Annotated in this window: 23 protein-coding genes; all 23 read right to left on the bottom strand. The window is 51.2% G+C overall.

Annotated elements, in window-relative coordinates; genetic code table 11:
• Position 1: 1 nt before the first annotated feature.
• Positions 2 to 1,288 (bottom strand): homoserine dehydrogenase, encoded by a 1,287-nt coding sequence (locus ACX93W_RS00280; protein WP_459390327.1) that lies wholly within the window; start codon positions 1,286 to 1,288, stop codon positions 2 to 4.
• 54 nt (positions 1,289 to 1,342) lie between these two features.
• A complete protein-coding gene (locus ACX93W_RS00275; protein WP_459390326.1) occupies positions 1,343 to 1,780 on the bottom strand; it encodes an ACT domain-containing protein in 438 nt (145 codons plus the stop codon).
• Positions 1,781 to 1,955: 175 nt separating this feature from the next.
• Positions 1,956 to 3,281 carry a GTPase ObgE gene (gene obgE, locus ACX93W_RS00270; RefSeq protein WP_459390325.1) on the bottom strand — a complete coding sequence of 442 codons (1,326 nt, stop codon included), beginning with the start codon at positions 3,279 to 3,281 and terminating at the stop codon, positions 1,956 to 1,958.
• 13 nt (positions 3,282 to 3,294) lie between these two features.
• Complete coding sequence (locus tag ACX93W_RS00265) at positions 3,295 to 4,029, bottom strand: Spo0B domain-containing protein (protein ID WP_459390324.1); 735 nt, start codon at positions 4,027 to 4,029, stop codon at positions 3,295 to 3,297.
• A gap of 145 nt (positions 4,030 to 4,174) precedes the next feature.
• Complete coding sequence (gene rpmA / locus ACX93W_RS00260) at positions 4,175 to 4,486, bottom strand: 50S ribosomal protein L27 (protein WP_459390323.1); 312 nt, start codon at positions 4,484 to 4,486, stop codon at positions 4,175 to 4,177.
• 45 nt (positions 4,487 to 4,531) lie between these two features.
• Entirely contained in the window at positions 4,532 to 4,864 is a 333-nt protein-coding gene (locus ACX93W_RS00255; RefSeq protein WP_459390322.1) for a ribosomal-processing cysteine protease Prp, read from the bottom strand.
• Positions 4,865 to 4,876: 12 nt separating this feature from the next.
• Positions 4,877 to 5,188 (bottom strand): 50S ribosomal protein L21, encoded by a 312-nt coding sequence (gene rplU / locus ACX93W_RS00250; RefSeq protein WP_459390321.1) that lies wholly within the window; start codon positions 5,186 to 5,188, stop codon positions 4,877 to 4,879.
• A gap of 188 nt (positions 5,189 to 5,376) precedes the next feature.
• Positions 5,377 to 6,636 carry an Rne/Rng family ribonuclease gene (locus ACX93W_RS00245; protein ID WP_459390320.1) on the bottom strand — a complete coding sequence of 420 codons (1,260 nt, stop codon included), beginning with the start codon at positions 6,634 to 6,636 and terminating at the stop codon, positions 5,377 to 5,379.
• A 256-nt stretch (positions 6,637 to 6,892) separates the two neighbouring features.
• Complete coding sequence (locus tag ACX93W_RS00240) at positions 6,893 to 7,774, bottom strand: M50 family metallopeptidase (protein WP_459390319.1); 882 nt, start codon at positions 7,772 to 7,774, stop codon at positions 6,893 to 6,895.
• Positions 7,767 to 8,687 carry a peptidoglycan DD-metalloendopeptidase family protein gene (locus ACX93W_RS00235; RefSeq protein ID WP_459390318.1) on the bottom strand — a complete coding sequence of 307 codons (921 nt, stop codon included), beginning with the start codon at positions 8,685 to 8,687 and terminating at the stop codon, positions 7,767 to 7,769. Before ACX93W_RS00235 ends, ACX93W_RS00240 begins: the two co-directional genes overlap by 8 nt.
• 184 nt (positions 8,688 to 8,871) lie before the next feature.
• The gene (locus ACX93W_RS00230; protein ID WP_459390317.1) at positions 8,872 to 10,023 is read right to left on the bottom strand and encodes an FtsW/RodA/SpoVE family cell cycle protein; all 1,152 of its coding nucleotides are present in this window, start codon (positions 10,021 to 10,023) and stop codon (positions 8,872 to 8,874) included.
• A gap of 7 nt (positions 10,024 to 10,030) precedes the next feature.
• Entirely contained in the window at positions 10,031 to 10,822 is a 792-nt protein-coding gene (minD, locus tag ACX93W_RS00225) for a septum site-determining protein MinD (RefSeq protein WP_459390316.1), read from the bottom strand.
• Positions 10,823 to 10,825: 3 nt separating this feature from the next.
• A complete protein-coding gene (minC, locus tag ACX93W_RS00220) occupies positions 10,826 to 11,494 on the bottom strand; it encodes a septum site-determining protein MinC (RefSeq protein WP_459391968.1) in 669 nt (222 codons plus the stop codon).
• Between the two features lie 63 nt (positions 11,495 to 11,557).
• Positions 11,558 to 12,079 carry a rod shape-determining protein MreD gene (gene mreD / locus ACX93W_RS00215; protein WP_459390315.1) on the bottom strand — a complete coding sequence of 174 codons (522 nt, stop codon included), beginning with the start codon at positions 12,077 to 12,079 and terminating at the stop codon, positions 11,558 to 11,560.
• Entirely contained in the window at positions 12,076 to 12,933 is an 858-nt protein-coding gene (mreC, locus tag ACX93W_RS00210) for a rod shape-determining protein MreC (RefSeq protein ID WP_459390314.1), read from the bottom strand. The genes mreD and mreC overlap by 4 nt, the downstream gene beginning before the upstream one ends.
• 84 nt (positions 12,934 to 13,017) lie before the next feature.
• Positions 13,018 to 14,049, bottom strand: coding sequence for a rod shape-determining protein (locus ACX93W_RS00205; RefSeq protein WP_459390313.1), 1,032 nt, complete (start codon positions 14,047 to 14,049; stop codon positions 13,018 to 13,020).
• Positions 14,050 to 14,090: 41 nt separating this feature from the next.
• Positions 14,091 to 14,780: a RadC family protein gene (gene radC / locus ACX93W_RS00200; protein WP_459390312.1), complete on the bottom strand. Its 690-nt coding sequence runs from the start codon at positions 14,778 to 14,780 to the stop codon at positions 14,091 to 14,093.
• Between the two features lie 30 nt (positions 14,781 to 14,810).
• Positions 14,811 to 15,452: a Maf family protein gene (locus ACX93W_RS00195; RefSeq protein WP_459390311.1), complete on the bottom strand. Its 642-nt coding sequence runs from the start codon at positions 15,450 to 15,452 to the stop codon at positions 14,811 to 14,813.
• Positions 15,453 to 15,492: 40 nt separating this feature from the next.
• Entirely contained in the window at positions 15,493 to 15,735 is a 243-nt protein-coding gene (locus ACX93W_RS00190) for a DUF4321 domain-containing protein (RefSeq protein WP_459390310.1), read from the bottom strand.
• A 61-nt stretch (positions 15,736 to 15,796) separates the two neighbouring features.
• The gene (locus ACX93W_RS00185) at positions 15,797 to 17,248 is read right to left on the bottom strand and encodes a hypothetical protein (RefSeq protein ID WP_459390309.1); all 1,452 of its coding nucleotides are present in this window, start codon (positions 17,246 to 17,248) and stop codon (positions 15,797 to 15,799) included.
• A 101-nt stretch (positions 17,249 to 17,349) separates the two neighbouring features.
• On the bottom strand, positions 17,350 to 18,192 hold the full coding sequence (locus tag ACX93W_RS00180) for a hypothetical protein (RefSeq protein WP_459390308.1): 843 nt from the start codon (positions 18,190 to 18,192) through the stop codon (positions 17,350 to 17,352).
• Positions 18,193 to 18,236: 44 nt separating this feature from the next.
• Positions 18,237 to 19,643 carry a UDP-N-acetylmuramate--L-alanine ligase gene (murC, locus tag ACX93W_RS00175; RefSeq protein WP_459390307.1) on the bottom strand — a complete coding sequence of 469 codons (1,407 nt, stop codon included), beginning with the start codon at positions 19,641 to 19,643 and terminating at the stop codon, positions 18,237 to 18,239.
• Between the two features lie 7 nt (positions 19,644 to 19,650).
• Positions 19,651 to 21,027, bottom strand: coding sequence for a bifunctional folylpolyglutamate synthase/dihydrofolate synthase (locus ACX93W_RS00170; protein WP_459390306.1), 1,377 nt, complete (start codon positions 21,025 to 21,027; stop codon positions 19,651 to 19,653).
• Positions 21,028 to 21,041 lie beyond the last annotated feature (14 nt).

Raw genomic sequence — 21,041 nt, 5'->3', positions numbered from 1 at the left:
CCTATCCTTCCACCCGGTACACGCTTTTCACCGTGTGTACGACATCCAGCTTCCGGAACGTCTCCAGCACTTTCGCGACAGCGGCTTTATTGGCGTCATGAGTAATAATAATGATTTCAGCTTCCGGGTTATTTGGGTTTGGCTGCTGCAGCACGGATTGCAGGCTCACTTCGAAATCCGCAAAAACCTGCGTGATTTGCGCCAAGACGCCGGCTCGATCCGCCACGTGCAGAAGCAGGAAATATTTCGACGAGATTTGCTCGTCCGTTTTTTGCCTGGTTTCATTGTAAGCCAGCGCATTTTTTTTGCCGCCTACACCCAGCTTTACGTTTTTGACGACGGCGACCAGATCCGCGACGATAGACGTAGCGGTCGGCAGCTCGCCCGCTCCAGCACCGTAAAACATCGTTTCGCCCACCGCTTCGCCGTAAACATAGACTGCGTTAAACACTCCGTTGACGGAAGCGATAGGATGACTGGACTTCACCATGGTAGGCTGGACGCTGATGCTGATCAGATCGTCCTGGCGCTCCGCGATACCTAGCAATTTAAGCTCGTAGCCAAGCCGCTTGGCGTAAAGGATGTCCTCTTTGGAGACAGATGAAATGCCTTGAGTCGAAACCGTGTCCAGCGATACATGGGTACGGAAACCCAGCGTAGCCAATATCGTCATTTTTCTGGCTGCGTCCAGTCCCTCCACATCGGAGGTGGGATCAGATTCCGCATAGCCCAAAGCCTGCGCTTCCTTCAGCACATCCCCGTAGGATGCGCCTTCCTGACTCATTTTGGTCAAAATGTAGTTGGTTGTGCCGTTAACGATTCCCATAATTTTTGTAATGCGATCTGATGAAAATCCTTCCACCAATGTACGCAAAATCGGAATGCCGCCCGCCACGCTTGCTTCATACAGCACATCGCAGCCGTTCTCCTGGGCCTTGGCCAAAATCTCCGGCCCATGCAGGGCCATCAGATCTTTGTTGGCTGTTACGACATGTTTGCCCAGCGACAATGCTTCCAATATATATTCACGCGTATTGCCGATGCCCCCCATCACTTCAACAACTACATCGATTTCAGGGTTTCGTATAATATCCCAAGGATCCTCCGTCAGCTTGTCTTGCGGCACAGAAACCGCGCGGGATTTGGTTTTATTTTGCACGAGCACTTTTTCGATCACTATGGGGGAACCAACCTGATTTTGCAGATCCTCCTGATGTCCCTCCACAATGCGGACAACGCCGGTTCCAACTGTTCCCAAACCAAGCAATCCTACTTTTATCGGCTTCATACAGGCCTCCAATTCAACGGCAATCGTTTAGTTTATTTCTATATGTTCATTTCATTACCCTTGCCCGATAACGGCGGCTTTGCGCACGCCCTGCTGCTTTCTGAGCAGCTCCATCAACGATGTTAGGTCTCCCGCCAGTCCGGCAATGTCAACCGACAAAACGACGTTGGCGTATCCCTGCAGCGGAATGCTTTGGTTCATCGTCAGCACATTGCCCTCACGGCCAGCCAACAAACCAAGCACGCTGGACAAAACGCCCGACCGATGCTCCAGATCCATCGATATGGTGACAATCCGCTCGCGCGACACATCCTGGAGCGCAAACACGCCATCCTTGTATTTGTAGAAGGCGCTGCGGCTTATGCCTGCCCGCTCCGCCGCCTCGTGTACAGTAGGCGCGGCCCCGCTGCCCAGCATGTCTTTAACCTGCATCGTTTTGACGATGGCTTCCGGCAGAAGGTCCTCCCGAACGACATAATAGCGCTCCGCCATTTTCGTCCTCCTCAGAAAGACAATTGTACATCCATAGTGGACATTATAAACAATCGGGGAAGCTCAGGCAATAGGCAATTGCAAAATAGAGCAAAAAGAAAACTCCATTCGGGAATAAAATTAAAGGGGCGTCCTCTCATTCCCATGAATGAGGACGCCCCTTTTTATATGTGATTTAGTCGTACGGATTGTAGTCACTGCCTTCAAAAAACTCAAACGCAAAGTCGTTGACGCGGACCATATCGCCGTCTTTTGCGCCTTTTTTACGCAAGGCTTCGTCTACGCCCAGCTTGCGCATCGTGCGGGCAAAACGCATAACAGCGTCATACGAATTCAGATTCATCCGTTTCATCATACGATCGATGCCTTCGCTCTCCACGACATATACTTCATCTTCGCGGCGAATCGTAAAGGAGATGTTCTCTTGTTTGTTCATCGTATAAACCTTGCGTTCAGCCTGTTCCGCCGGTTCAACTTCAACCACTTGCTGTTCAACGGTATCCAGCAGGTCGGCGGCTTTGTACAGCAGCTCCTGAATGCCTTGTTTCGTCAAGGAAGACACCGGAACAATCTCATGATTTTTGCCGTCCTGAAGCTCCGCCAGACGTTCCTTGAACAGAACCAGTTGCTCCTCCGCCTCCGGCATGTCCATTTTGTTGGCGGCAATAATCTGCGGGCGGTCCGCCAGATTGGCATTGTAAAGCGCCAGCTCCGCATTGATTTTTAGCCAATCATCAAAAGGATCGCGTCCCTCGGAAGCCGCCATGTCTACAACATGGATGATCACGCGAGTTCTCTCGACATGGCGCAAAAATTCATGGCCTAACCCGACGCCTTCATGCGCGCCTTCAATCAGTCCCGGCAAATCCGCCATTACGAAGCTCCGGCTGTCGCCAACGTCAACGACGCCAAGATTAGGCGTAATGGTTGTGAAATGATATGCTCCGATCTTTGGCTTGGCTCCCGATACAATGGACAACATCGTGGATTTGCCTACGCTTGGGAAACCAACGAGGCCAATATCCGCCATAACTTTAAGTTCAAGCACGATCCAGCGTTCCTGACCCTCTTCGCCATTCTCCGATATGTATGGAGCCGGATTGGTTGGCGTAGCAAAACGGATGTTGCCGCGTCCGCCGCGTCCGCCTTTGGCCACAACAACCCGTTGGCCTTGCCGGGTCATATCTGCGATTGTTTCGCCAGTATCATCATCGATAATAACCGTGCCTGGCGGAATGCGAACTACAGTATCATCGGCGCTTGCGCCGTGCATGCCTTTTACTTTGCCGCGCTCGCCGCGCTCTGCTTTAAAATGCTTCTGGTAACGGAAGTCCATCAGCGTACGCAAACCCTCGTCGACCTGGAAAATCAGATCGCCGCCGTGACCTCCGTCACCTCCGGCTGGCCCGCCGTTTTCAACGTATTTCTCCCGTCGGAAAGAGATAATCCCGTCGCCGCCGTCGCCGCCTTTTACAAATATTTTTGCTTTATCGACAAACATGAATAGCCTCCGTTCAAGCGCTGATGTCCGCGCGCAGCAGTACTTTCGAGCTATGCCCGGAGTCTACCACCTTAAGCGGCGCGCCCTTTAACTGCTGTATCATTTTTTGACTCCACTGCTGCTCATTAATAAGCTCGCCTTCATAATAAAATGCCGCATACAGCGCCGTATCATCCCTGCTTAACGCCACCCGAAGCACCGCAAGTTCTCCGGTACCCGGTTTTGCAGCAAGCCTGTACGTGTTGATCGCGTGAATCAGCGTATCGGCAATTTTGTCATGATCAAACCTCATGCCGGACAGGTTCAGATCGTTTTGAATATCGAGCTCCAGCAGCATATTGCTGGAAATGGTTCGGAAAGATTGAATGTAGCTGACCAGCGAAGGAACGCCTAGCTTGGCAATCGCGCTGTCAACCGCCATTCTCTCTCTTATATTCTCCATAAAGCTGATGCACTTATCCAGCTTCCCCAGTCGGGCGTATCCAAACAATACCTGCAAGTCGTTCATCCAGTCATGACGGTGATGATTCAACGTGCGTATGCCAGCACTTTGCATCGCCTTTATTGTTCGGGACAGCTGTTCTTCATGTTCCTTTTGCTTTGTGGTGATCCAGAAAACAGCTGCTGCAGCCGTCCAGCATACAAAAAGGACCGCCGTCCAGATTTCCTCAGGCATAAGCAGCAACGCCGCTCCTGGCAGGACAATCGATGCCGCGGCTACATATTTGGCCAGCCCATTGCGTCCCATTCCACGAACCTACCTTCTTGTAATTTCCTAGCTTATCCAGTATATCACGACCGTCAGGCAAGGTCATTAGCAAAATCGCATGTGAACGAAGCAACCCCGGCCTAGCAATGCCGGCCGGGGTTTCCGATACAATACTTATTATGATTTAAGCTTCAACTGCCGCAGCAACAGGAGCTTGCGGAGCAGGGTATACGCTCACTCTTTTGCGATCGCGTCCATAGCGCTCAAACTTCACAACGCCGTCCACTTTAGCATAAAGCGTGTCGTCTTTGCCGATGCCCACGTTAGTGCCGGGATGAATCTTAGTTCCGCGTTGACGGAACAGGATGCTTCCGCCCGTTACAATCTGGCCGTCAGCGCGTTTAGCGCCAAGACGTTTGGATTGCGAGTCGCGTCCGTTCTTTGTGGAACCTACGCCTTTTTTGGAAGCGAATAACTGGAGATCCAATTTCAACATGATGTAGCCCTCCTTCTTACTGAAATGATTGCAATGTCGGGAGAACTAAACGCTCTGCTCCTTCACGGCAACAAATTTCCCATATGACTCGGCGATCGTTTCAAACATAACAACCATGGATTCCAGCAGCAGCTGTAACTGTTCCTCTTTCTCCCTATCGGGATGGAGCGGAATGTCACTGGAGAGCCAGCCGTTTCTCATCGTTGCCGGCAGAACGACGCCCGTTAACGTTTCAATTGCGTTGACCGTGCCTACGGATACGGTAGATACACCAGCGCAAACAATGTCCTTGCCGCGTTTCGCGTACCGGGCATGTCCTTCCACCGCAAATGACAAAATACGCCCATCAGCATTGCGCACAATCGTAATTTCAATCATGCCAAATCCCGCTTACGCCTGGATTTTTTCGATTGTTACTTTCGTGTAAGGCTGACGATGGCCTTGCTTGCGACGGTAGTTCTTTTTGGCTTTGTATTTGTACACGATGATTTTTTTGCCTTTACCGTGTTTTTCGACTTTGCCAGTAACGGTTGCGCCAGATACAACTGGAGCGCCAGTAACCAAACCATCCTTGCCGGAAACGGCCAGAACGCGGTCGAACGTTACGCTTTCGCCTTCGCCGCCATTCAGTTTTTCGATGTAAAGCACATCGCCTTCCTGAACTTTGTATTGCTTGCCGCCAGTTTCGATAATTGCGAACATATTGGGTGCACCTCCTTATTTTCGAAGACTCGCCTGAAGCAGGTGGCAGAGGCTTTCGCCGATGCGCTTCTCATACCCCGACAGAGCGGTACCTGTATATTTCAGCTGCACATATGAAATACACACTCGAATATCTTATCATACTGAAGCCCATAGTTCAAGACTACTTTTTTGGCATTCAGTTTTCTTTAGCTCTTTTTCTCTAATTGCGCCAGCTTATGCCGTCCGCTTCCGCCGCAGCACGGACATAATTCCCCTTTGTGCACGGCTGCAGCTTCCCTTGCTTTTTTGCGCGTCAGCTCCATCAAACCCAGCTTGGTCCAGCCGACGATGCTGCATTTGGTCCCGTCTTCCTTGGCTTCCTCCGTCATTCTGGCCAAAATGCGGTTGCGGCTTTCATCCCGCTCCATATCAATAAAATCGATGATGACAATACCGCCTACGTCCCGAATCCGAAGCAGCCTTGAAATCAGTTCTGCCGCTTCCAAATTGGTGCGGTACACGGTGTCCTCCAGGCTGTCGCTTCCCGTAAATTTGCCGGTGTTGACATCGATCACCGTCAGCGCTTCCGTTTCCTCCCATATTAAATATCCGCCGCTTGCAAGAGGAATTCGCCGGGCGAAGGCAGTCTCAAGCTGCTCCTCCACCCCAAAATGACGGAACAGGTCTTGGCCTTCTTGAGGCGAATAAAGCTTTAGCCGATCACGATGCGCTGGCGCCATTTCGCCAAGCAATCTTTGCGCTTCCTTAAACTTCCCCCCATGATCGATCCAGAGTTCGTGAATGTCCGCCACTAGCGTATCCCGGATCACCCGATGCATCAGCCCGGCTTCCACATGCAACTGGCAGGGCGCATTGCAGGTAGCTGCTTTTTCCAACACATGATTCCACAGCTGGCGCAGCTTGCCAGCGTCGCCGGCCAGCGCTTCCTCGCTTTCGCCCTCTGCGGCTGTGCGCATAATAATGCCCTCTTGATTACTCCTGATCGCTTCTCCGATCAGACGCAGCCGCTCGCGTTCGCTCTCGCTTCCGATTTTTTTGGAAACGCCGACGTATGCCGCCTCTGGCATATAAACCAGATACCGGCCTGGCAAGTTGAAATGAGTCGTTACGCGAGCTCCCTTGCCGCCGATAGGGTCTTTGACGATCTGAACGGCAACGACCTGTCCCGGCTTGGCGATTTCCTGAATCGCGGGTTTCTGGCGAGGCTGCTTGTCCGAGTGGGGATGCAGCATATCATCGATATACAAAAATGCGTTTTTTCCGAGGCCGATATCCACAAACGCGGCTTCCATGCCGGGAAGAACGTTGACGATTTTACCCAAATAGACATTCCCGACCAGGCTGCTCCCAGCCGATCGTTCCATATAATACTGAACCAGCACGCCATTTTGCACGACCGCGGTTTGCAGGGAGTTTTCCTGCACGTGCAGCAATAGTTGCTTCATCCCTTCACCGCCTTTTTAGAGGTTGTTTAAAAAGTTCGCTTTCCATTACGGGACATGACTAACGTCATGGCCAGCGTCGAATATGGCATTCAGCCGAATCTTCCGTTGCTCACTTAGCTCCCACTAAGCTCCGCTACTCAGCTTCTAGCTTCATGCCATCTTCTTGGTACTGAAAACCGAACTTTTTAAACTTCATTTTAAGAGGTTGTTTAAAATGTTCGCTTTTCATTACGGGACATGGTTATATAATTTAATTTTACAGCAAAAGCTCGCTGACTGCACGGTGGGGGCCAAGACCCGATAGGCAGCTTCTGACAATAGCGTTTTCCGGCAGCATCTTCAGGCTGTTTCCGTCCCGCTCCGAAACATAAACAACATGAAATGTCTCGCGTTTGAACAACCTGGCAACCGACAAAAGTGATTGGCTGCCGTTTACCACAAGATGAGTAGCCTTTTTGCCGGCTTCCATGGCCCGGCTCGTCATCCGTTCCCGATGCGTCAGGAAACGCAGGAACAGGAAGGGGACATTTCGGCTGTATGCGCGGTTGCTGGCAAACAAAAACAAGCCAACCACCAGCAAATTCAATTGTACAGCGCCTGCCTCCAGCAGAAACGGAATAACTGCCGCGGCAATCATCAGGCAACTGCAAAGCAGGCCAAGCCGCGCCGTCCAGAGCAGCGCTTTATAATATTGGCAAATGCTGCCCAGCGCAGCATGAAGAAGCTTGCCTCCGTCAAGGGGATGAATCGGCAGCAAATTGAATACCGCGATCATAAGATTGGCGTCTACGACATAAGCCGCCCACTCGGAATGCCATAGGTCAAGTTGTCCCAGCCCCCAGGCTGCCAGTGCCATCCAGCCGTTTTGCAGCGGACCGGCAAGCGCAACAATCACGTCTTCCTTCGCAGATACGCCCGCTGCTTCCTCCACCTCGGCAACGCCTCCAAAAGGCAGGAGCTTGACCTCTTTGACCCTCCAGCCAAAACATTTAGCGGCCGCCACATGCCCCAATTCATGCACGAGCACAATGACAAAGAGGACGAGCAGCTCCATAAAATAGCCGGTAAGCGCAGAAGCCAGCATAACCATTACAAACAGCGGGTGGATGGACCAGAGTATGCCGCCCCATTTAATCAAGCGGAATCACATCCAGGGGATCAATATATCGGTCATTTCGCTTGACGGCAAAATAGAGCGGGCTGCTTCCGCTTGACCCGGCTTCCGGGAGTTTTCCGATAATATCGCCCGCCTCCACCCAGTCATTGACTGTCACGAAAGATTGGCTCAACTCGCCATAAACCGTAATGACGTTCCCGGCATGCTGGATCAAAATGTTATCGCCTTTGTCGGTCACAAAAATAACCCGACCTTTGTCCACCGCGGAAACCTCGGCTCCGGAAGGGGCCGCGAGCTGTATGCCGTTTAGCAATTCGGCAAAGGTGCGCAGAAGCGAGGCGTCTTTGACAGGAGCCGATGCAAAAACGCCCCCGTCTTCTCCCGCACTCGCCGTTTGCGCGGATTCCTTTTGGAACAGGGGGATAAATGACGGAGCTCCGGAAAAAGCGGTTTTATACCATTCCGCTGCGGCCGCAAAATCAAATTCATCGGTCAGCGCGCTTTTGATCAGGACCTGCCCTTTCAGGCTCCATTCCTGTTCCAGCTGGAACAGGCCCCAAATGCCGCCAAACAACAGGAGGGCAACGGCGGTTTTCCATTTCAATCCGGACCAGAAACGCCCGCCGGAACCGGAGCTTTCATCCCTATTGTTCCTATCGTTCTCCTCGTCCCGCCAGGCTGGGACTCCAAAATGCTCGTTGGACTCCCAGGACGACCAAGGGTTACGGTTTTGCTTCCAGGCAACTTCGGGATCCGGCTCGTTATCTCTGGGCAAGGGCAATCCTGTATCGGGTTTGCCGGTTTTCAGCCCCGACGAGCGGCCGCCGTTACGATCTTGTCCAGACGTAAGTTGCCGGGGTTTCTCCTCAAAGGTATCCAGCAACGATTGTATTTTTTGGCGCCTGCGCTCCCTGATATCATCCTTTAACCCCATTCGTATCCCTCCCGCGTACTTGTCCATTCCTTACTCCATCCTATGTGCGAGCGAGGACAAGTATGCGGCAGCCTTTATTCCTTCCCAAACCAAAAAAAAAAGCATGAACCTGGACACCTCCCCAAGCCATGCTTATTTTCAAATGTCAGCCAAGCCGGCGGCTTTCAATTAAACATACCGACAGCTATTCCGCCAACTCATAGATCTCTTGATGCGCATTTATGCTGAACACTAGTCCTATCGACAACATATTAATTACCAGTGAAGAGCCCCCGTAACTGACAAAAGGAAGCGTAATGCCGGTAATGGGCATTAATCCGATCATCATGCCGATGTTCTGAAAAATTTGGAACACAAACATGGATACGATGCCGATTATGATATACGATGCCCTTCGGTCGTAACACTTGAAGGCAATCATGATCATTCGATAGATAAGAAGGAAATATAGCAGCAGCAAAACCGCCGCTCCCTGAAAGCCAAACTCTTCGCCTACGACAACAAAAATGGAATCCGAATAGGCGTAGGGGATAAAGCCGGCATTTTTCATCTTTCCTTGCAGAAATCCTTCACCGCTTAATCCGCCTGACCCGATTGCGATCTGCGCGTATTGGGATTGATGCCTTGCATCTGATGAAGCTTGTTCGGGATTGATGAAGGTATTGATGCGGTTGTACCAATGAATTTTCTTTTGCTCTTGCAGATAGTCCTTTATTTCTTCGTTAAAGGTGTTGAACAGAAACATAAACAGCAAGATGCTGCCTACAACAAGCGCCAAACCGATGGCCACATGCACATATTTGACATTGCCGATCCACAGCATACCCAGAACAATGACAATATAAATGATGGCATTGCCCAAATCCGGCTGAATCATAACGAGCAGGAAGGGTAGAAAAGAAAATGCAAATATGGGCAGCAAATCGTTGGAGAAATTCAGCCTGTCGCCTTGCCGCCGCCCCATTAAATAAGCGATGCCGATAATCAAAATGATTTTAACGATTTCCGCCGGCTGAATGGAAATGGCTCCATCCATAAGCCGAAACCAGCCTTTTGCTCCGTTGATTTCAGCTCCTACCAAATAAACCAAAATCAATAGCGCAATTCCAATACCATAAAGAACATACCAGCTTTTGAGCACAATCCGATAATCAAAAAATACCGATACAATCGCTACGAAAAATCCAAGGCCATAAAAAGCGATCTGTTTGATGTCATTGTTATCGTAACCTGCGATATTGGCGGTGGCGCTATGAACAACTGCAATGCTGACTCCCATCAGGCATAACAATATGGCCAATATGCCCCAATCCAGCTTTTTTATTTTATTAAGCACCTGGCAATCATCCTATTCCAAGAAACTTGCGGAACCGTTTGAACGCACCCGCTTTTTCATCCAGCACCATAAGCGGCACCATGTCTCCCAGAATGCGCCTTGCAATATTCCGGTAAGCGATCGCCGCGCGCGATGCGGGATTCATCACGGTAGGTTCGCCGCTATTAGACGCGGAAATGACCTTTTCGTCATCCGGGACAATACCAAGCAGATCGATGGCCAGCACCTGGCAGATTTCATCGATATCCAGCATTTCGCCGTTTTTCATCATCGTGGAACGAATTCGGTTGATGACAAGCTTGGAGGGAATTTTTTGCCCTTCCAGCAAACCGATGACGCGATCGGCGTCGCGAACGGCTGCGTTCTCCGGCGTTGTAACGACAATTGCCCGGTCGGCGCCGGCTATCGCATTGCGAAACCCATGCTCGATCCCGGCAGGGCAATCAATAATGACATAATCATGCTCTTGCTTAAGCTCGAGAATCATGGCGCGAATCTGCTCCGGCTTCACGGAGTCTTTGTCTTTCGTCTGCGCTGCGGGCAGCATATACAGTTCATCGAACCGCTTGTCCTTCACTAGCGCTTGATTAAGGCGGCAGCGGCCTTCAGCCACATCGACCAAATCATAAATAATCCGATTTTCCAATCCCATCACTACGTCGAGGTTGCGCAGGCCGATATCCGTGTCCACCAGGCAAACCTTTTTTCCGAGCAGCGCCAGCGCCGTGCCGATATTAGCAGAGGTTGTGGTTTTCCCTACGCCGCCTTTGCCCGATGTAACTACAATCGCTTCTCCCATGCCCTACACTCCCTTAAACAAAATAGGCTCCTGCCTCATGCGCACCAGCTGCGACAGCTTGTCGACCTGCATCTGGCCTTGATCCAAATATGCGAATTCCATCGCCGATTCATTGCTCAGCCACTCTTCCGGCGGCCGGCTCACTACATCTGCAATGCGAAGCTGCGTCGGTCTCATAAGCGATGCGGCGATGATGGCGTCCTGACGTCCGCCTGTACCTGCATGAGCCATGCCTCTAAGCGCGCCAAGCACGTATATATCTCCCGTGCATAATATCGTACCTCCGGGATTGACATCGCCGATGAGCAATAAATTACCTTCATTCTCCAGCGTTTGGCCAGAGCGCACGATGGAAGTGATCGTATTCAATCTCCCGCCAGGGCCGTTATCCTCGGAAGCCTCGGGCTGATCGCTTGTGACGGAACCAACGATCAAATTGCCTTGAGAGCGGATAATTTCGGTCAATTCTTCCTTTTGCTCGTCTGTAATAAGCCTTGTCCCAAGCTTGACATGAACATGTACAAGCGGTCCGCTAAGCAGCTGTTGATGCGTTTTTTCCAGCTTATGGTGCATTTCAGCCAATAAATCTTCAAACGGGCAACTGTCGTCGAGAAGGAACAGAAGACCTTCCTTGACGCCTTTAATCATAATATGTTGTTTTCCGGTCACTATTGTCCCTCCCCAACCTATTCAATTCTTGCTTGCCGTGCCGAATTCCTGCCACGGTCACCCAATTTATTCCTCATCGCTCTCCGCGGCGAGGCTTCTTGACTCAAACATGCGTCGTAACGGCACGTAAAAAGCCAGGGCAAAAGCAAGCTGAAGAAACAGGCTGGGCAAAATATGGTTCATAAGTGCCCAAGCGTAAGAAGCGCTGGTAATCCGGAATACTGTATAAATGTAAAATAGGCCGGTGTCATAGAGCAGGCATGCAAACCCGATAATCGTAAGCGCCATCATGATGGTTGCCCGCTTTTTCTCCATCAGAATCCCGGCTAAATAACCGCATAATCCCATAAGGAAAAAATGAGCGCCGATTAGGTGGCCATAAAAAACGACATCCTGCAGCAGGCCAAAACCCGCACCCAGAAGCAGCGCCTGATGCCGATTGACATACAGGGCGGAATACATGACCACAACAAATACAAAATGGGGAATGATTCGTCCGCCAAACCCTTCCGGTATGAGCCATGGGACAAGCGATCCTTCAATGACAAACAGGAGCAGCATCAGAAGAATGATCCGATTGATGCTCATTCTTCCTCTACTCCACTCTCTGAATCCGCAAATTCAGGAACAGCAACAACAAACACTTCGGTCAAATGGTCAAAGCTTGCGGACGGCTTAACGGTTGCGGTATAGGTCAGTGCAAACTCCCCGACCTGCTTGCTTTCAATCGTTCCCACGCGCAACCCGCGCGGATAAACGTTCCCGCTGCCGGATGTAATGACGGTATCTCCGATTTCAAGCTTGTCGTTTTCAGGAATGCGGGTCATGTTGAGTCTTCCGGTTTCTTTGTTATAAGTGCTAAGTATGCCAAACGATTCATTCTCGCGGCCTTCGATAGTGGCGGCAATGGAATTGGAATTCGGCGACGATTCATTTAACTCCGTGATCGGCGTAACGGTGGCCGTAAACGGAGTAACGGAACTTACAATGCCAATCAAGCCATCCACATTCACAACCGCCATATTTTTTTTAACGCCGTTTTTGTCCCCCAGATTAATGACCATCGAACGGTTGTTAGCATCGTTGCTTACGGAAACGACTTGGGCAATCAGATAGCTGTAGTTATTTATTTGTTTTTGCTGCTCGGTAAAATTAAGTTCCCGCTGCAAGCGTTCGTTTTCGTTTTTGATAAAATTATAAGTCACTTTGTCACGCGCATAAGCCGCGGCCGTCATTCTGAGCTGTTCATTTTCCTCGTACACATGCCGCAAATCGGCGATATCTCCAAAGAAACCCGCTATCCAGCCAGCGGGCGTGTAAAACCACATCTGCACATAGCCGGTCGTATCCCTGAGCACCTTCTCCGGCCAAGTAAGCTCCTTTCGGTCGCTCAGGGAAAAGCCGATGATCGCAATAAAAACGATAAATGCGACCATCAGCATAAGAACTCTTTTATTTCTAAAAAAACTTAACAGCCCGATCACCTACCCCGACAGGAATTGCTTTTCTCCGCTTCGTGAACCCTTCTATCTCTTCGAACGAGACGCTGAAGCCCTCTGCTTGAACAGATGAATGTTATCGAGCGAACGCCCGGTGCCAATCGCGACGCAATCCAGCGGATTGTCGGCAACGATAACCGGCATGCCGGTTTCCCGCTGCAGCAACTTGTCCAGGTTGCGCAGCAGCGCTCCTCCGCCCGTAAGGACGATTCCACGATCCATAATATCCGCCGACAACTCCGGCGGGCATTTCTCCAAAGTCACCTTGACCGCTTCCACAATCGCGTTGATCGTATCCGTCAGCGCGTCGGTAATTTCATCCGACGTAATAGGAAGCGTCTTCGGCAGGCCCGAAACCAGGTCGCGTCCACGAATTTCCAGCGTTTCCGGCTGATCGAGCTGCAGCGCTGAACCAATTTCCATCTTCAGCTGCTCAGAGGTTCTTTCGCCAATCATCAAATTGTATTGACGCTTGATGTATTGAATAATCGCTTCGTCCATCTCATCGCCCGCCACACGAATCGAGCGGCTGGTTACGATGCCTCCAAGCGAAATGACCGCTACCTCAGTCGTGCCGCCGCCAATATCGACTACCATGCTGCCCGTTGGCTCCCAAACCGGCAAATCCGCTCCGATAGCAGCTGCAAAAGGCTCCTCAATCGTATAGGCCTCGCGCGCTCCCGCTTGTTTGGCGGCATCCTCAACAGCTCTCTGTTCCACCGCCGTAATACCTGAAGGCACACACACCATTACATTGGGATGTTTTGGAAACAGCGATTTTTGCTTTTGGGCGCTGCGAATAAAATATTTAATCATCGTAGCCGTCGTTTCGAAATCGGCGATAACGCCGTCCTTCATGGGACGGACCGCGCGAATATTTCCCGGCGTCCGGCCAATCATCTTTTTGGCTTGCTCGCCTACGGCTTCAATCGTTTTTGTATCGGTACGCAGAGCAACCACGGATGGTTCCCTGACCACAATTCCTTTACCTTTCACATAAACAAGCGTGTTGGCTGTACCCAAGTCAATTCCCAAATCTTTAGTAAAACTTCCAAACATAACCTTGCTCCCTTCTGCTCGCCACATACCTTATTATTATATTACAGATACCCCTGCTCCTTCAAACTCACATATTTCCCATCTCCGATAACCAGATGATCCAGCACTTCGATGCCAACAAGCTGACCGGCCTCAGCCAGCCGCTTCGTCAAGGAAATATCCTCCGGACTTGGCGAGGGATCTCCGCTGGGATGATTATGCGCGCAAATAATAGATGCGCTGCTGCATTTGATCGCGGCTCTGAAAACCTCTCTGGGATGAACCAGCGAAGCGTTCAACGTGCCGATCGATAACGTTTCGCGCGCAATAATATGATTTTTTGTATTGAGGAACAAGCAGACAAAATGTTCTTTTTTTAAATAACGAAGTTCATCCATCACATAGTCAGCAGCATCGCCGGGCGAACGTACGGTTACTATCTCGCCGTTCCCGCTTTTGGCCAGGCGTCTGCCCAGCTCGATTCCCGCTCTAAGCTGAAGCGCCTTGGCGGGTCCGATACCTCGTATGGAGGTCAGCTCGTCCATGCTCATATCCATCAGATTGCGAAGAGTGCCGCATTGCTTCAGCACGGCGCCCGCCAAATGAAGAGCGGACTGCTTCTGCGTGCCTGTTCTTAACAAAATAGCCAGCAGCTCCGCATGGCTGAGCGACTCCGCTCCATATTGCATCATACGTTCTCTAGGTCGATCCTCACGGGGCACATCACGCAACGCCGTCGACTGCAAATCCATTTAATAACCCGCCTTTGCGAAAGAGTGGTTTCAAATGGCCTGGATGCCGTAGGGCTCAAGCATATCCGCGAGAAGAGACAAGGGCAATCCCACAACATTGAAGTAGCAGCCTTCAATCTCCTCTACAAGCGTAGCTCCCAAGCCTTGAATTCCATACGCTCCGGCTTTGTCGAGCGGCTCCCCGGTTGCCGCATACCTTCTTGCTTTTTCCTCGGTAAAAGCTTTCATTTTGACAATTGTTTTTTTACTTTCAACTTGCATCTCGCCGCTGCCTGTATGAAGCACGGCAATACCGGTGTACACCTCGTGCCGGCTGCCCTGCAGCTTCATGAGCATGGAGACAGCATCATTCTCGTCAAGCGGTTTTCCCAGCACTTCCCCGTCCAGCGCAACAACGGTGTCCGCAGCGATAATAACGGCGTCCATCGTCGAAAAGCTGGTTCCTTCTTCGGCAGACTGCCTCTTCAACAGCTCCATGGCGGCTTGCGCCTTGGACGCGCTTAGCTGCCTCACTGTTTCATTTGGCGTCCAGCCAGGCAATACGCTTTCGTCAACATCAGGGGACAAAACAGAAACCGGCAAGGAAAGGTCCAGACTTGCGACCAGTTCCCTCCGGCGCGGCGATGATGAAGCCAGCACAAGCCGGCTAATACATATGGGATTTTGCAGCATGAATTAGCTTACACTCCTTTTTACACATGCCTACATTCGCTTACATGCGCCTGTAAGCCCAGATCGCAACAATTGCCCCGATAATGCTAAGCAAGCTGATCTGAATCGATACCGACAGATCAAAGCTGAGCACATACAAATCCACTGCGGGCGACCATGATGTCACAAGCGGGCGGGTAAGAAAGGAAATGCCCGGAACAGGCTCCAGCCATCTTGCAACCAGCGCGCCAGCCAGCAAACCAAGCACAATCAGCAGAAACAGAATCCAGCCGTTTTTCTTCATTGTTCAAGCCCTTTCGCCACGAAATGACACCTGTATCCATTATACGCAGGTTATCTTTCCTTTACAATGCGCTCATAGACTCAAACCATTCTTTCTGGGAGAGTACCGTTTTCAGCATGCCCTCCTGAAGTTTCCGCAGCGCGGCTTCCTCCGGTTTTTTGTCATATTGGCTCAGAGCATCCGAGGCTTGCTGAATCCCTTCCGACATCCCATTGAAATAATTTATTCCGTCTCCAGACGTCAGGCCTTCCTTCATAGCCGAGGCGCTTTGCTGCCAAAGCTCCAGCTTCTCCTTCCAGGCCGCCGCAGCCGATGAACCCAGCGGGGAGAGGGAGCTTTGCTCCAACTGAGCTTCAGTCAAGCTGCACCACATGGCCAGCAGCTCGTTGCTGCGAGCGAAAAAAAGCCCCGCGTCCTCTTCCTTGCCGGCAAACGGCATGTGGTCAGGAGCGACAAGCTCCATCTCTTTTTTGTACAGGAGCAAATCGGGCAGCCGCTTAACCAAGCTCTCCGCCATAGCGTTTCCATTCGCAATACCGGCAAAAACGCGGAGATCCTTCCCGCTATTATAGGATACCGCAGGCAGCTGCTTTCCTTTCAGCTCAGCTAATGCCGCATCTCTGCCTTCCACCTGGGAAAATACGCCGAATTGCAGGAACGTGTAGCTGGCAGAAACATCGCCAAGACTAACCATTGGTGTTCCGGCGGCGGTTTCTCCGGAATTGCCACCAGCAGGCTGAGCTTCCGTTCCAGGCGAACCGACGCCACCAGCGACGCCATTGTCCGTTGCTGCTCCATTATTGCCGCCTCCTGTCCCCCCTGGCGATTCTGAACCACCTGGATCAACAGCGGCATTTGCCGGAACGGCACCAGGCTCCTTGTCCACGCCCGGAAGCAGATGAGGCCCGATAAAGAGGGCGAGAAGCAAATAACCGAACAAGGCTCCTGTCAATAGCGCGCCAGCTACGGAAAACACAACTTTTAACCAGGATGGTGTAGCAGTGCGCCGCAACGTGGAAAAAGAGCTATCCTCGCCCTTGTATACTTCAGGCGGTGTTGCTTCTTTTCGCCTTGCTTCAGGCTTTTCTTCAAGTCCGCCTCCAAATAATTCGGCGCCAAAATCGGCAGAACGTTCCTCATCGCCCTCTCGGCCCCATTTGCCGGAACGGCTTTGCCCAACAATGGCAATAGGCGGTTCCATCTTGCTTTCCGTATCGGAAACACGACTCTTTTGACCAACGTTTTTTTCGTTGGCAGCGTCCCGGCCGCTCACAGAGGTTGCCGTCCCTCTTATTAGCTGCTCCAGCGCGCTAATATCATCCTGGTAAGGCGAATCCCAGGGATGAGCCTCCTCTATACTATTCGCAGTGGATAATCCATATAAGGGGACAACCTTAGATCCTGAGGACATCCCTTCCTTTTGTCCTTCAGCATGTGATCCGGGGGATGATTGCTTTGCCGATCGTTGATCTTTATGTTCAAAACGAAACGTCATTTGATTATTGGGTTTCATTCATATCTCTCCTCCCTGTTCTGCTACTATTCTATGAATCGGAAATGAGAGATATGAAAACAAAATAGTGACAAACCTGCAACGGAGTTAAGAGAGTATTCTTAACTATTCTCCTCCCAGAATGAAGAAACCGTCAAATCGAGGTTATACTCCCTGTTTGCTGCAAGCCTTTCCGGACACCAGTCCTCCAGCTCTTCACAATAAGCGCCTCTCAGGAGCGATTGCTCTGCGATTTCCTTTGCCAAAGCAGCCGGTATTTCGCGATACCCGTCAAATGCTGTGAAGCTTGTCCCATCAGGAGTTAACATGATTTTTTTGACCGGCTCCAGCAAAACGATATCTGCTTGCTTCATCGCTTCCTTGAAGGCTAACGATGCGGCAATCTTGTAAGACATATTGCTTGAATCCATGGGGTGGACAGACCCTCCAACGATTGTTGCCTTAATGTCAACAACGGGACTTCCACTGTGTTGACCTCTTGTAAAAGAGCGCTGGATGCCACTAATGACTGAAGGAATAAATTCGGCGCGAATGACCGCATCATCCAGGACCAAATTGATAATCTCCAACCCGCTGCCGCGTGTTTTTGGTTCAAACTCGACCACGCAATGTGCGTATCTGTCAATGCCAGAATTCTGACGGATATACTTTCCTTCCCCCCGCACTGCACCTTTAATTGTCTCCTTATATAACAGTTGTGGCGGCTCTGTTCTCATTGCAACTCCGCTTTCATCGCCAAGCTGCTTCAGCAGCTGTTCCATATGACGTTCTCCCCGGCCAGCAACAATAACAACACCAGCTCTTTCATTTGTAAAAACAGCAAAGCCGCCGGTGTCCGCTGACATGCGGCCAAAAGCCTTAAAAATTCCCTTAAGTTCATCCGGTGTATCGGGCCGATGAATTACCACCATCATGTTAAGCGCATTCAGACCATAAATATCCATGTTTATCCCCCTTGCGAAGCGGATGGCAGCAAAAAAGCGGGAGGTTATCTCCCGCTTCTCTGCTCCAAGTATTTGGCCAGCTCTGCAGCTGTTTTCCATATATCGCCGGCGCCCATCGTAATGACCAGGCTTCCGGGTTTGACCGATGTCTTCAACGTTTCAAGCACTTCTTCTTTGGTGGGGATATATTCCGCTTTGGCATGGCTGTTGCTGCGGATCAGTTCCACCAGTTTTGCGGAGTTTACGCCTTCAATCTGCTTTTCTCCGGCAGGCGAATAAATATCGGTAATGATAACCCGATCGGCCTCCGAAAAAGAGCGGCTGAACTGCTCGAACAGAAAGAAAGTCCGCGTATAGCGCTGAGGCTGAAACACCGCGATAATTTCTTTGCCCGTTGCTTTTGCCGCGCTGATTGTCGCTTGAATTTCCGTCGGATGGTGTGCATAATCGTCGATCACAAGAATATCGTCGACCTCTCCCATCACTTGAAAGCGGCGTTTTGCGCCTCTGAACAGCTTGATGGCTTCCTTGACGGCGCCAAAGGAAAGTCCCGCTTCCAGGCAAGTGATGATGCTTGCCATCGCGTTGTATACATTGTGTATGCCGGGAACCGACAACTCAATATTGCCGAGGAGACGGCCTTCCTTCAACATGTCGAAGGATACGCGGCGATCGCCAAGCTCGATATTTTCGGCCTTGAACATGGCTTCGCCCTTGATGCCGAATGTAATCAAGCCCGCAAGCTCGCTTTGCCCCGATTCCTCGTATACCCGTGGAAGCAGCTCCTGGATAGTGTCATCGTCCGAGCAGACGATCGCTTTGCCGCCTTCTTTCACCTGACGCAGAAACTGGACATATGCCGCTTTCAGCTTTTCGAAATCGCCATCGTAGTTTTCCAGGTGATCCGGTTCGATATTGGTCACGATCGCCAGAGTCGGATGATAGTGCAGGAATGAACCGTCGCTTTCGTCGGCTTCCGCAACGACGTATTCGCCTTTGCCTGCTTTAGCGTTTGTGCCGACATTAACGATTTCCCCGCCGATGATATAAGTAGGGTCCGCGTCGCAAGCTTCCATCACCAGAGCGATCATCGATGAAGTTGTTGTTTTTCCATGCGCGCCAGCTACTGCAACGCCTTTGCCGCCGTTCATAAGCCGCGCCAGCATCTGGGAGCGATGCAGCACCGGAATATTGAGCTCCTCCGCAGCCTTGCGCTCCACATTGTCGCTCGTCAGAGCCGTGGAGTAGACGACCAAATCCGCACCCCGGACATGCTCCGGCTGATGCCCGATAAAAATATCCGCTCCTTTTGCCGCCAGCTTTTCCGTTAACTCCTGCCTGGCGACATCAGAGCCGGTAACTTTGTAGCCCATTTCAAGCATAACGCGGGCGATTGCGCTCATGCCGTAACCGCCGATTCCGATGAAATGAACGTGTTCTGCCGTATTCAAAGACGGTTCACCAACCTTTTTCAGAATCCGAGTTGTACAAAATGCGGGAGCGTACGTCCGCTATCAAATAAAGCGTTCCCGTTACGACGCCAAGATCCCGTTCCCCGGTTAACTGTTGTAATTTATGCAATGCCGTTTTCCAATCCTTCTCTACCAGCAGCTGAAAGGGTTTGCCATCGGGACGGCTGGACCGCAGCTTCTCCACAATGCGAACCAAGTCTTTCGCATCCATTTTCATTCGGTAATCCGGCTCGGTCAAGATAAGCGTATCCACTATTGGTAGTATATGCTTAAATGTATCTTCATGATTCTTATTCTCTACCATGCCCATCATGACATGAAGAGCTTGATATTTGTAAGTGTCCTGCAGCGTCTCTGCAAGTTTCTCCGCGCCTTCCGGATTATGTGCGCCGTCCAGCAAAATGCGGGGATTGCGGCTCACCATTTCCATTCGCCCCGGCCAAGCCGCCTCATGCAACCCCCGAGCCAATATGTCGTCCTCCACAATCAGGGCGTTATACTGGCGAAGCACTTCCAGCGCCATAACCGCCACTGCGGCATTGCTCCGTTGATGCGATCCGCCTAGCGTAATCGACAAGCGCTCTATGGACCGAAACGGCCCTTGAAAGGAAAAGCTTTGCTCTTCCTCTCCCGCTTCCAGCAGCTTCTCGCTGAATTGCTCGCCAGCCAAATAGAGGGTGCTGTTTTTTTCTGCGGCCGTTTCTTTCAATACGGCGATCACCTCAGGCTGCGTCGCCGCGCTTACAACAGGCACGCCCGCCTTGATAATGCCGGCTTTTTCCCTGGCTACAGCCTCCAGCGTGTTGCCCAGCCGATCCATATGGTCATGCCCGATATTGGTAATGATCGAGATAACGGGCACGACAATATTGGTCACATCCAGCCGTCCGCCAAGTCCGGTTTCCCAAACGACGTAATCAGGATAAGTCTCCTTGGCATAAAAGAGTATCGCCAGCGCCGTAGACACCTCGAACATCGTGGGCGAACCAAGCTCGGTAGCCGCAATAGCTTCAACATGCGGCTTCAACACATTCGCCAGCTTCAGCAGTTGGTCTTCTCTGATATCTTCGCCGTTGTATTGAAACCGGTTGGTGAACTTCGTAATGTAAGGCGACGTAAAGGTGCCTACATCATAACCGCTCTTATGCAGCACTTTGGTTAAATATGCGCATGTGGAGCCTTTCCCGTTTGTTCCTGCAACATGGATGAATTTCAGGCGGCGTTGCGGATTATCCAGCAGCTCCATCAGCCTTATGATGCGGTCCAGGCCCGGTCTGATGCCAAATGGCAGCAGGCCGTTTATCCAGTCTACCGCCTCCCGATAGGAGGCCAGCTCTGATGCAACCTTTTGTTGTTTGCTCATTCGCTTACCTACTC

The organism is Paenibacillus sp. CAU 1782 (genome assembly GCF_054551715.1).
This window is presented reverse-complemented; position numbering and strand designations above follow the sequence as displayed.